The following is an 11,887-nucleotide window of genomic DNA, read 5'->3' as shown; positions in this document are numbered from 1 at the left end:
GCAACGGCAATCCGCAAGGTTCCAGCGCGACACCCGTGCGGACCCACGACGCTCACTAGGCTCACGGCGCAGCGCAACGGAGCACCGTGCGACGACGCGCACCGAACAGGAGACCACCGTGGGTGCACCGATCCGCTTCAGCACGACGGACGATCCGCGGGAGTGGAACAGCCTGGTCGCGACGAGTCCCGGTGCCACCGGGTTCCACGACTGGTCGTGGTTGCAGCTGCAGTCGGACGTCTTCGGGTGGCGGTTCGTCCCCCTGGTGGTCGCGCACGGCGGCACCCCGATCGGTGTCTTCCCCGTCCTGCTCCGTCCGGGGCGCATTCCACGACCGGCCGATCCCCCGTTCCCCTTCGTCGGCCCCCTGGTGCCCGCTGAGCACCTGCCGGACACCCTGCGCGCCTTCCGCTCGTGGCAGTTCCGCCACGGCGTGCCGATCGCCCGGTTCGACCTCAGTCCGGCGGTGACGCCGTCCGAGGCCGACCTGGACCGCGCGGGTGCCGAGTGGACGGTCGACCGGACCTACGTGATCGACCTGGAGGACTCCTCGCCCGAACGGCTCGTCGCCGGCATGAACCGGAACGCCCGGCGATCCCTGCGCGACGCGGAGCGCAACGCCGTGGCGGTCCGGCCCGCCGCCCCCGGCGAGACCACCGCCTTCCTCCCCCGCGTCCTCAGCGAGTCGTACGAGGTCCGCGGCGTGCCGTCGCCCTACCCGGAGGAGATCGGCGCCCGGATCGAGCGGTGGGCTGCGGACCGTGACGACGTCTACATCGGTGCCGCGGTCGTCGCCGGCGAGACCTCCGGCGTGATCGTGGCTCTCGGGAGCCAGCCCGTCGTCTCGGTCTGGGCCGGTGGCACCCTGCGGGAGCACCGCGCCGCCAACCCGAGCACGTCGCTGTACCACGACGTCCTGCGCTGGTCGCTCGACCATGGTCACACCGCGGCGGACCTCGTCGGTCGCGTCGACGACGGCATCGCACGGTTCAAGACGTCGCTCGGCGCGACCGAGCGGTCCTACGCGACGATCGCCTCGTCTCCCCTGCCGCGCGCCGCGCGGACCGCGGCCGTGTCGCTCTGGCAGGCCACGCAGCGACGTTCCTGAGGGGCGCGATCGAGGCCCTGGCCTGGAGGCGCGGATCACCCGAGCCGGTCCGCTCACGTGATCCGCGCCTCCAGGCCGACTGCCCCACCCGGTGGACGACGGACGTCATCCGCTCGACGCGGCCGACATCAGTCTCGCGACGAGCCGCGTCGTCCGCGCGGCCGATTCGGCCGCCGGTCGACGGCGGCAGGCTCGTGTTCTGCAGCCCAGTCGCAGCGCCCGAGGAGGCCCCATGTCGTCATCTGCCCCGCAGCTCGTCGTCCACGACGACGCGGTCCGCGCCAACACGGCCGTCTTCACCGCGCGCACGGGCGGACGGGTGATGGCGGTCCTGAAGGCCGACGGCTTCGGACACGGCGCGATCGCGGAGTCGGTCGTCGCGGCCGGCGCGACCTCGATCGGCGTGACCACCGTCGACGAGGCGCTCGCGATCCGCGAGCACGTCACCGACGTCCCGGTCCTGTGCTGGCTGAACCCCGTTGACGCCGACTTCGACGCCGCCCTGCTCGCCGACGTCGACGTCGCCGTGTCCGGGCCGGAGCTGCTCAGTGCGGTGAGCCGAGCCGCCGCGCGGACCGGGCGGCGTGCGCGCGTGCACCTGCACGCCGACGTCGGCATGGCGCGGGACGGCGCCGCTCCGGCGACCTGGCCGGCTCTCTGCGCCGCGGCGCGCGAGCTGGAGGCGACCGGCACGGTCCGGGTCGTCGGGGTGATGGGGCACATGTCCTGCGCCGACCGACCCGGTGATCCGCAGAACACCCGGGAGCAGCTCCTGTTCGCGAACGCCGTCCGCACCGCCCGACGACGGGGGCTGTCCGGGTTCGTCACGCACCTCGCGGCCACCGCGGCCACGGTCACCGGCGTCGGCGACGGGTACGACGTGCACCGGATCGGGGCGGGCTTGTTCGGCATCGACCCCTCCGGGACGTCGACCGACCTGAAGCCGACCCTCTCGCTCACCGCGCCCGTCGTCGGCACCCGGTCGATCGACGCCGGGACAGGCATCGGCTACGGCCTCGACCACGTCGCGGACCGCCGCACGAACCTGGCGCTCCTCCCCCTCGGCTACGGCGACGGGCTCCCCCGTGCCGCATCAGAACGCGCCGAGGTCCTGGTACGCGGACGGCGTCGGCCCCTGGTCGGTCGCTTCTCGATGGACATGGTCGTCGTCGACACCGGTGACGACCGCCTGGACCTCGGCGAGACCGTCACCCTGTTCGGCCGCGGCCACGACGGCGAACCGACGGTCCGGGACTGGGCCGGCTGGTCGGACACCATCGAACACGAGATCGTGACCCGGATCGGCAGCCGCGTCGCCCGGGTGCACCGCACCACCACGACCCAGGAGGCCGTCGTTGCCTGAACCCACAGCTCCCCCGCACCCGGAGACGTCGCGGCGTCGTGTCGCCGTCATCGGCGGTGGCGCGAACGACGAGCACGAGGTGTCGCTCGCGTCCGCTGCCGCCGTCACCCGCGCGCTCCGCGCCCTCGGCCTCGATGCCGTCCCGCTCACCATCGACCGGGCCGGAGGCTGGCGGCACACCGACGGTGCCGCGCTGACGCCGAGCGAGGCGGTCGCCCTGCTCACCACCTGCACCGCGGTCTTCCCGGCACTGCACGGCGTCCGCGGTGAGGACGGGGCCGCCGCCGGGTTCCTCGGCATGATCGGCGTCCCGGTCATCGGCTCCCCCGTCCGAGCCGGCGCCCTCGGGATGGACAAGTGGGTCACGAAGACCATCGCCGAGGCGGTCGGGATCCGCACGGCGCGGGCGGTGCTGCTCCGGGCGGACGAACCCCTCGGCGGGCTCCCGCTCGTGCCGCCGTTCGTGGTGAAGCCGACGACCGGCGGATCGAGCAACGGCATCTCCGTCGTCCGGCACGCGGACGAGTACAGGGCGTCGGTCCGAACGGCACGGGATGCCGGCGACGACGTCCTGGTCGAGTCGTTCGTCACGGGACGCGAGGTCGACATCGCCGTGTTCCGCGACCGCACCGGGACCCTCCACACGGGTGCGACCCTGGAGATCGGCGTGGCAGAGGGTGAACTCTTCGGTCGCACCGAGAAGTACGACGGGACGGCGCAGTTCACGGTGCCGGCCCGGATCACCGACGTGCAGCACGCCGCGATCGAGCACGCGGCGCGGACGTTGTACGACACGCTCGGGTGCGCGGGCGTCGCACGGTTCGACTTCTTCGTCACCGACGACGGCGTCGTCCTCAACGAGGTGAACACGTCACCGGGCTTCACCGAGCAGTCGCAGGTGCCGCAGATGTTCGCGGCGGTCGGACTCCCCTACGTCGACCTCGTCCGGGCGCTCTTGGACGCGACGCGCTCCGACGAGGGCTGACCCCGCCGAGGTCTCCGTGGGCGAGCGGTCAGGAGTCTGCGTCGGCTCCGGGGTCCTCGCCGTCCACGGGGACGTCGTCCGAGTCGATCTCGAGTGCGGCCTGTTCGTCGTCGCGTTCCTCGAGGAACTCGCGGTCCGTGTCCGGCTGCTCCGGGGCCTCGCTCTGGGTGGTCTCTTCGGCTGGGTCGGGCTGGCTGTAGCTCATGCGCGGGACGGTACGCGGGCCAGCCTGGGTGCGCGTGGACGGAGTCCGGACGCAGCGAGGCGGGTCGGCATCACTGCCGGCCCGCCTCGCTGCTCTCAGCGACTCACATGGTGTTGGCGACGATCATCGCACCGATGATCCAGTTGGCGATCGCGGCCACGATCGCGATGGCGCTGATGATGATGCCACCGAGCAGGACGCCCCGGCTGCCAGCGCCACGGTTGCGCGCCACGAGGGCGAGCACCAGGCCGATGATCCCCAGGATCAGACCGATGATCGGGATGAAGAACGCCAGCACGAGCCCGACGATGCCGAGGACGAGTCCGGCGATCGCGAGTCCGCTGTTGGAGCTGCGTGCAACGGGTGTGGTCATGATGGTGCCTCCTCGAAGAGGGCGCCCGCCCGGCGGGTACCGGATGACTCGACGCCGATCCACACGGTAGTCCGCTGGCGTGAGTTCGGCTCAGGTGATCCGTACCCCGCCGTGGTCCCGCCCGACCGGATCAGGCTCCGACGTAGGCCGCCAGGTGCTCCCCCGTCAACGTCGACCGTGCCGCGACCAACTCGGCCGGCGTCCCCTCGAACACGATGCGACCGCCGTCGTGGCCGGCACCCGGTCCGAGGTCGATCAGCCAGTCGGCGTGCGCCATCACGGCCTGGTGGTGCTCGATCACGACGACCGAGCGTCCGGCCTCGACCATCCGGTCGAGCAACCCCAGCAGCTGCGCGACATCGGCCAGGTGGAGGCCCGTCGTCGGTTCGTCGAGGACGATCACGCCGCCGGGTTCGCCGAGGCACGTCGCGAGCTTGAGCCGCTGCCGTTCGCCGCCGGACAGGGTCGTCAGGGGCTGCCCGATCGTCAGGTACCCGAGTCCGACGTCGACCAGGCGCGAGAGGATCGCGTGGGCAGCCGGGATCTTCGACTCCCCTGCGGCGAAGAACTGCTCGGCGTCGGCGACGGGCATCGCGAGGACCTCGCTGATGTCCTTCCCACCCAGGCGGTACTCGAGCACCGACTGGTCGAAGCGCTTGCCGTCGCACTCCGTGCACGGGGTGGCGATGCCGGCCATCATGCCGAGGTCGGTGTAGATCACGCCCGCGCCGTTGCACGCCGGGCAGGCGCCCTCGGAGTTCGCACTGAACAGCGCGGGCTTCACCCCGTTGGCCTTCGCGAACGCCTTCCGGATCGGTTCGAGGAGCCCGGTGTACGTGGCCGGGTTGCTGCGCCGGGAGCCGCGGATGGCACCCTGGTCGATCGCGACCACGCCCTCGAGCGGGGAGAGCGAACCGTGGATCAGTGTGCTCTTGCCCGATCCGGCGACACCCGTGACGACGGTGAGCACTCCGGTCGGGACGTCGACGTCGACGCCCTGCAGGTTGTGCGCCGATGCACCCCGGATCTCGATGACGCCGGTGCGCTCCCGCACGACGGGCTTCACCGTGACGCGGTCGTCGAGGTGCTTGCCGGTCACGGTGCCACTCCCCCGGAGACCCTCGACCGGCCCCTCGTAGCAGAGCGACCCGCCGTTCGTGCCGGCCCCGGGACCGAGGTCGACGACGTGGTCGGCGATCGCGATGACCTCGGGCTTGTGCTCCACCACGAGCACGGTGTTGCCCTTGTCGCGGAGGCGCAGCAGGAGCCCGTTCATCCGCTCGATGTCGTGCGGGTGCAGGCCGGTGCTCGGCTCGTCGAACACGTACGTGACGTCGCTCAGGGACGAACCGAGGTGCTTCACCATCTTCACGCGCTGCCCCTCTCCCCCGGACAGTGTGCCCGTGGGGCGGTCGAGCGACAGGTACCCGAGACCGATCTCGACGAAGGAGTCCACTGCGTCTCGGAGCCCGTCGAGCAGCGGCGCCACGCTCGGTTCGTCGAGCGCGTGCAGCCACGTCGCCAGGTCGGTGATCTGCATGGCGCAGACGTCGGCGATGCTCTTGCCGGCGATCGTCGACGAGCGAGCGGCGTCGTTCAGCCGGGTACCGCCGCAGGCCGGACAGATCGTGAAGGTGACGGCGCGGTCGACGAAGGCCCGGATGTGCGGCTGCATCGCTTCGCGGTCCTTCTGCAGGAACGACCGTCGGACCCGGAGCACCAGCCCCTCGTACGTCATGTTGATCCCGGCGATCTTCTGCTTCGTCGGCTCGCGGTACAGGAAGTCCTGGCGCTCCTGCTCGGTGAAGTCGCGGATCGGGGTGTCCTTGTCGAAGTACCCGGACTCGGCGAACATGCGCACGTTCCAGCCGTCCGTGCCGTAGCCCGGGATGGTGATCGCCCCGTCGGCGAGGGACTTGCTGTCGTCGAACAACTGCGTGAGGTCGATGTCCGTGACCGAGCCACGGCCCTCGCAGTCCGCGCACATGCCGCCCAGCCGGGAGAACGAGACCTTCTCGGCCTTGGCGTCCTTGCCCTTCTGCACGGTGATCGCGCCGCCGGCGGTGACGGTCGCGAGGTTGAACGAGAACGCGTTCGGGCCACCCACGTGCGGCGTACCGAGGCGACTGAAGAGCACACGGAGCATCGCGTTCGCGTCGGTCACGGTGCCGACCGTCGAGCGGGGATCGGCGCCGATGCGCTCCTGGTCGACGACGATCGCCGTGGTCAGGCCGTCGAGCACGTCGACGTCGGGCCGCGCCAGGGACGGCATGAACCCCTGCACGAACGCGCTGTACGTCTCGTTGATCATGCGCTGTGACTCGGCGGCGATCGTCGCGAACACGAGCGAGCTCTTCCCTGATCCGGACACCCCCGTGAAGACCGTCAGCCGACGCTTCGGGAGGTCGACGTCGACGTCCCGCAGGGTGTTCTCCCGCGCACCCCGGACCCGGATGCGGTCGTGGCTGTCGGCGGCGTGCTCGGCAGTGGTATGCATGTCGATCAGGGTACCGGTCGGCACCGACGCCGCACGAGGACCCGGTGCACCGGCCGGCGTCAGCGCGAGCCGTGGCGCCGGACCAGCTCCGGGAGCTCGGCGGGCTCGAACGGCTCGTCGGTGGCGTCGAGCTCGTCGGCGGTCCACCAGCGCGAGGCCAGGATGTCGACCTGCTCGTCGTCCGTCCACTCGGCGTCGGAGAGCACGAAGCCCGGTGTGCGGACGACGTAGAACTCGGAGTGCCCACGGTCGTGGTCCGCCTCGTCCCACTCGACGGCGAAGTCCCACGACCAGACCGGGGCACCGGGGTCCTCGATGACGATGCCCGTCTCCTCGCGGAGCTCCCGGATCGCCGCCTGACGGTGGTCCTCCCCCGGGTCGACCCCGCCGCCCGGCGTGATCCACCGGTGGAAGCCGTCCGACGACGGGGCCTTGGTGTCCATGAGGAACACCCGCCCCTCCGGGTCGAGCAGGAGGATGCGGGAGGTCCGTCGGAGTCCGGGCGCAGCAGTCACCCGGCCGAGGCTACCGGTGCCCGCTACGAGGCGGTGAAGCCGCTGACGTCCCCGACGAGCTTGGTGTGGTCCGCCGGGATCGGCTCCACGGCGGCCGCGGCGATCTCGGCGGCGAACTCGGACACGCTGTAGAGCTTGCCGACCTCCTGCCGACGACCCTCGATCGCGCCGGGGTTCAGGCGGTTCAGGAGCGTGGCGGTGATCGTGCCCTCGATCATGTCGCCGGAGACGACGACGAACTCGATGCCGGCGGCCTCGAGCTGCGGGATGAGCTCGCGGAGTGCCAGTTCACCGGCGCGCTTGCTCTTCGCGACCGGGACGTACTCGTCCATCGTCTCGGCCGTCTCGACGAAGTGCGCCTGGTGGCTCGTGACGAACACGACGCGCGAACCGGCGGGCATGTGCGGCACGGCGGTCTGCAGCATGTCGACCTGGGCGTCGCGGTTCAGGCGCAGCGCGTAGTCCTCGCCGAGACCGGACTCCATGCCACCGGAGGCGTTCAGGACGAGGAGGTCGATGCCGCCCCACTCCCGCACGACGGTGTCGACCATCGCCTGCACCGAATCGTGGTCGGTCAGGTCGGCGCCGACCGCGAGGGCCGATCCGCCGCCGGCGACGATCTTCTCGGCGATCTGCTCGGCGCGCTTCGCCTTGTTGCGGTAGTTCACGACGACCTTCGCGCCGGCCTCAGCCAGGTACGCGACGGTGTCGGCACCGATGCCGCGGGACGACCCCGTGACGAGGGCGCGCGTGTCGGCGAGGGATCCGGGGGCGAGGGGGTTGCTCACAGTCGTGTTCTCCAGGTTGCGTTCCGGCGGGTCGGCCGCCGTCGAGCCTACCAACCGCCTGGGCGTCCGCCGCGCCGTGCTGATATGTTGAACGGAGTTGGACCGGCCGTCGCGACGCTGCGAGCTGCCGCGCGCGACCGAGGGAGGGAGATCGCGTGAACGGAATCGATTGGATCCAGACGGTCGTCTGGATCGGCCTGGTGCTCGTGCTGGGCGTGGTCGAGGTGTTCACCCTCGACTTCATCTTCATCATGCTCGCGGCCGGTGCCGCCGGCGGGTTGATCGCCGCGCTCCTCGGTGCCCCGTGGTGGCTGTCGGCCATCATCGCGGCCGTCGTCGCGCTGCTGCTGCTGTCGCTCGTGCGCCCGCGCCTGCTGACGGCGCTCGGGCGGAACGCCGACCCGCACCGCACCAACATCGAGGGCCTCATCGGGCTGCCAGGCACCGTCGCCGTGGCCTTCACCTCGTCCGCCCCCGGCCAGGTCCGCCTGGCGAACGGCGAGACGTGGAGCGCCCGCATCGCCACCGGCTCCACCGACCGAACACCGCCGCTCGGGACCCCTGTGGTCGTCGAGTCGATCGAGGGGTCGACGGCCGTCGTCCGCCTCGGAGAAAGGGCCACCTCGTGACCACCATCTCAGCCGGGACGATCGCACTGCTCGTCCTCATCCTGGTCGTCGTCATCTTCGTGATCGTCGTGCTGTCCCGCGCGATCCGGATCGTGCCGCAGGCGACCGCCGGGATCGTCGAACGACTCGGGAAGTACCACAAGACCCTCAACCCTGGGTTGAACCTTCTGGTGCCCTTCATCGACCGTCTCCGCCCACTGCTCGACATGCGTGAGCAGGTCGTCTCGTTCCCGCCGCAGCCGGTGATCACCGAGGACAACCTGGTCGTCTCGATCGACACGGTCGTCTACTTCCAGGTGACCGACGCCCGGGCCGCGACCTACGAGATCGCGAACTACCTCGGCGCCGTCGAGCAGCTCACGACGACCACGCTCCGCAACGTCGTCGGTGGCCTCAACCTGGAAGAGGCCCTGACCAGCCGCGACAACATCAACGGCCAGCTCCGCGTCGTCCTCGACGAAGCGACCGGCAAGTGGGGCATCCGCGTCGGCCGCGTCGAGCTCAAGGCGATCGAGCCGCCCGTGTCCATCCAGGACGCCATGGAGCAGCAGCTGCGTGCCGAGCGGAGCCGTCGTGCCGCGATCCTGCAGGCCGAGGGCACGAAGCAGTCCCAGATCCTCGAGGCTGAGGGCCAGCGGCAGGCCGCCATCCTCGCCGCCGAGGGTGACGCGAAGGCCCAGGTCCTCCGGGCCGAAGGCGAAGCGCAGGCGATCGCTACCGTGTTCGACGCGATCCACACGGGTGATCCGGACGACAAGCTGCTCTCCTACCAGTACCTGCAGACCCTGCCGAAGATCGCCGAGGGCACCGCCAACAAGCTCTGGATGATCCCGAGCGAGTTCACCGAGGCCCTGTCCGGCATCGCGAAGGGCTTCTCCGGTGGTCGGACCGGCACCGGCCCCGTCGCCGGCGCCGGTGGCGGGGACTTCCTGTCGCGCATCTCGAAGCTCGCCAACGAGAGCCTGGCGAACACCGCCTCGGCCGACGCCGCTGCCGCCGCCGCACCGCGTGCCGATGCCACCGCCGCGGACATCGTGCCGGAGTCCGAGCTGGACCAGCGCCTCGCCGTGTCGAACCGCAGCGTCGACGCGCACCTCGCTGCGGCCGATGTCGAAGCCGCACAGCAGCTCGACGAGGCCGCACCGCAGCTCGACGAGGCCGCACCGCAGTCGGACGACGCGTCGGGTCACCGCACGGGTGACGGGTCCGGCCGCCGCTGACGCAGGCCCTCCCGGTACACGACGACGCCCGCCCCGGATGACCGGGGCGGGCGTCGTCGTGTGTCAGGTGGCGTCAGGCGCCACGTCGTGCGCGGAGGAACTGCAGGCGCTCCTGCAGGAGTTCCTCGAGCTCTTCACGTGAACGCCGCTCGAGCAGCATGTCCCAGTGGGTCCTGGGGGCCTTCACGTCCTCCTCGGCGACCTCGACGGGGATGCCGTCGTCGCCGAGCAGGCGACCTTCGCGGCCGGAGCGGGGCTCCGACCAGGTCTGGGGAACGTCTGCGTCCGCGGAGAAGACGATGTCGAACGTCTCACCCGAATCGGTCTGGTAGACCGCGCGCTTGCGGTCGGAGAGCTCGACGCCCTCCTCGCTCTGGAGGCTCTGACTCCCGAGCCGCATGCCGCGGAGACTCCGATCAGCCATGTGTGTGCTCCTCTCGCTCGTCTGCCCTCTCCAACACTGTCCCACGCGGGATCACTCCCGGACCGGCGCATTCACAGTCCGTTCCCAGTGGGACGGCGCGGCGCTCAGGCTCGACGGCGAGTGCGCGATCCCCACGGGGCGCAGGCGAGCAGGGTGAGCAAACCACCGAGCGAGAGCAGGAGCGCGATCGACCCCGAGGCGATCGTCGCCGGCGTCGTCGAGGTCCCGAGGGGCACGTCGGTGATCATCGACGTCGCGGTGTACTCCGGCACCCGGTCGATCGTGCGCCCGGTCGGGTCGATCACCTGCGACGCCCCGACCGTCGAGATGTTGACGAGCGAGCGTCCGGTCTCGATGGCACGCATCCGGGCGATCTCGAGCTGCTGCAGGTTCTCGTCGGTGCCGGAGAAGTCCGCGTTGTTCGTCTGCGCGAGGATCACCTGCGCTCCCCCGCGCGCCATGTCCCGGGTCAGCCCGTCGTCGACGATGTCGAAGCAGATCGCGATTCCGGCCTTGACCCCGGCGACGGACAGCACGTTCGGCTTCGTGCCCGGCGTGTAGTCGCGCTGCAGCAGCCCGATGAGCGACGGCGCGAGCTTCGAGAAGAACCAGCGGTCGGGCACGTACTCGCCGAACGGCACGGGACGCTTCTTGTCGTAGGACGACTGCCACCCGTCGGCCGTCCACACGAACGAGGTGTTGTGCAGCACGCCCGACGGCGTCTGGGTGATGGCGCCGGCGACGATCGGGGCCCCGACGGAGTCGACCACCGAGTCGAGTGCCGACGCGATCACGGGCTGCTGCCGGGGGTCGAACTCCGCCGACCCCTCCGGCCAGACCACGAGGTCCACACCCTTCGCGTCGACGTCGGTCGCGGCGACCTGCGAGTCGAGGACCTCTCCCGGGGTCGCCCGGTCGAAGTACCCCGCAGGACCGTTCCCCTGGACGGACTCCACGCGGATCGACCCGTTCGTGGCGGTCGGCCACGCGGGGACGGCGAGCACCGCGGCGACGAGGAGCCCGGCGGTCGCGATCCGCACCGGCACACGGAGGGCAGCACCGGGGCCGCGCGGCACGACGAGCGCGAGCGACAGCACGACGGCGACGCAGTAGACGACGACGAACGTCACACCGAGGACGCCGACGTACGCGGCCAGGTGCGCGAAGGGACTCTCGGACTGCGACAGCCCGACGCGCCCCCAGGCGAAGCCGCCGTAGGGCCAGCTCCCGGAGAAGCACTCGCGTCCGGTCCAGAGTGCGGCGACGACGGCCGGGAGGCCCCACACGCGCCCGGCGGTGGACGGCACCACGCGGGCGACCCAGCGGTACGCCAGGGCGATCGCCACGCTGCCGAGCGCGAAGAACACGGCCTCGAACAACGCGAGCGCGAACCACGGGACCGGTCCGAGGTAGCGGCCCGCCCACGAGATGGCGGGGACGTAGAAGGCGGCGCCGGCGACGTAGCCGAGCCAGGCGGCGCGCCGTGCGCGCTGCCCCATCGCCGCGAGCAGCATGCACGCGAGGGCCGGGTAGGCGAGGAACCACCAGCCAGGCGACGGGAACGACAGGGCGAACAGCACGCCGCCGATCACCGCGAGCGGGAACGCCTGCCCGAGCGGGAGTGCGTCGAAGTCAGGACGCCACCCAGCGACCGAGGCACCGCCCGGGTCTCGAGACACCGCCGGATCCAGCGGTGTCTCGAGACGGACCCGGCGTCTCGGGGTGAAGCCGGCGTCCCGCGGACGCACGGCGGAGTCAGGAGCGCGCACCGTGCCTCCCG

General features: G+C 71.2%; 12 protein-coding genes. 5 read left to right on the top strand and 7 right to left on the bottom strand.

The features are described from left to right. Positions 1–118 precede the first annotated feature (118 nt). From CRP27_RS02060 to CRP27_RS02050, 3 genes are all read left to right on the top strand, one after another. A complete protein-coding gene (locus tag CRP27_RS02060) occupies positions 119–1,108 on the top strand; it encodes a GNAT family N-acetyltransferase (protein WP_097179091.1) in 990 nt (329 codons plus the stop codon). 232 nt (positions 1,109–1,340) lie between these two features. Beyond that, positions 1,341–2,471 carry an alanine racemase gene (alr, locus tag CRP27_RS02055; RefSeq protein ID WP_097179090.1) on the top strand — a complete coding sequence of 377 codons (1,131 nt, stop codon included), beginning with the start codon at positions 1,341–1,343 and terminating at the stop codon, positions 2,469–2,471. Next, positions 2,464–3,456: an ATP-grasp domain-containing protein gene (locus CRP27_RS02050; RefSeq protein ID WP_097179089.1), complete on the top strand. Its 993-nt coding sequence runs from the start codon at positions 2,464–2,466 to the stop codon at positions 3,454–3,456. The genes alr and CRP27_RS02050 overlap by 8 nt, the downstream gene beginning before the upstream one ends. 28 nt (positions 3,457–3,484) lie before the next feature. Here the strand turns inward: CRP27_RS02050 and CRP27_RS18085 are convergent, their stop codons facing one another. The 5 genes from CRP27_RS18085 to CRP27_RS02030 all read right to left on the bottom strand — a co-directional run bounded on the left by CRP27_RS18085 (position 3,485) and on the right by CRP27_RS02030 (position 7,834). Then, positions 3,485–3,661 carry a hypothetical protein gene (locus CRP27_RS18085; protein WP_176505427.1) on the bottom strand — a complete coding sequence of 59 codons (177 nt, stop codon included), beginning with the start codon at positions 3,659–3,661 and terminating at the stop codon, positions 3,485–3,487. A 103-nt stretch (positions 3,662–3,764) separates the two neighbouring features. Beyond that, positions 3,765–4,034: a hypothetical protein gene (locus CRP27_RS02045; protein WP_097179088.1), complete on the bottom strand. Its 270-nt coding sequence runs from the start codon at positions 4,032–4,034 to the stop codon at positions 3,765–3,767. A gap of 130 nt (positions 4,035–4,164) precedes the next feature. Next, complete coding sequence (locus CRP27_RS02040) at positions 4,165–6,531, bottom strand: excinuclease ABC subunit UvrA (protein ID WP_097179601.1); 2,367 nt, start codon at positions 6,529–6,531, stop codon at positions 4,165–4,167. A gap of 59 nt (positions 6,532–6,590) precedes the next feature. Next, entirely contained in the window at positions 6,591–7,046 is a 456-nt protein-coding gene (locus tag CRP27_RS02035) for an NUDIX hydrolase (protein ID WP_079236064.1), read from the bottom strand. A gap of 23 nt (positions 7,047–7,069) precedes the next feature. Next, positions 7,070–7,834: an SDR family oxidoreductase gene (locus CRP27_RS02030; protein WP_097179087.1), complete on the bottom strand. Its 765-nt coding sequence runs from the start codon at positions 7,832–7,834 to the stop codon at positions 7,070–7,072. A gap of 155 nt (positions 7,835–7,989) precedes the next feature. On the opposite strand from CRP27_RS02030, the gene CRP27_RS02025 reads away from it, so the two are divergent. Both CRP27_RS02025 and CRP27_RS02020 read left to right on the top strand, forming a co-directional pair. Beyond that, entirely contained in the window at positions 7,990–8,463 is a 474-nt protein-coding gene (locus tag CRP27_RS02025) for an NfeD family protein (protein WP_255257399.1), read from the top strand. Between the two features lie 5 nt (positions 8,464–8,468). Further along, entirely contained in the window at positions 8,469–9,683 is a 1,215-nt protein-coding gene (locus tag CRP27_RS02020) for an SPFH domain-containing protein (RefSeq protein WP_369680007.1), read from the top strand. 73 nt (positions 9,684–9,756) lie between these two features. Here the strand turns inward: CRP27_RS02020 and CRP27_RS02015 are convergent, their stop codons facing one another. Beyond that, positions 9,757–10,107 carry an RNA polymerase-binding protein RbpA gene (locus CRP27_RS02015; RefSeq protein WP_079236067.1) on the bottom strand — a complete coding sequence of 117 codons (351 nt, stop codon included), beginning with the start codon at positions 10,105–10,107 and terminating at the stop codon, positions 9,757–9,759. A 104-nt stretch (positions 10,108–10,211) separates the two neighbouring features. Further along, entirely contained in the window at positions 10,212–11,786 is a 1,575-nt protein-coding gene (gene lnt / locus CRP27_RS02010) for an apolipoprotein N-acyltransferase (RefSeq protein ID WP_097179085.1), read from the bottom strand. Between the last annotated feature and the right edge of the window lie 101 nt (positions 11,787–11,887).

This window comes from Curtobacterium sp. 314Chir4.1 (genome assembly GCF_900215175.1).
Taxonomy (GTDB): Bacteria; Actinomycetota; Actinomycetes; order Actinomycetales; family Microbacteriaceae; genus Curtobacterium; species Curtobacterium pusillum_A.
The sequence above is the reverse complement of the archived record's forward strand: the minus strand, read 5'-3'. Positions and strand labels throughout refer to the sequence as shown.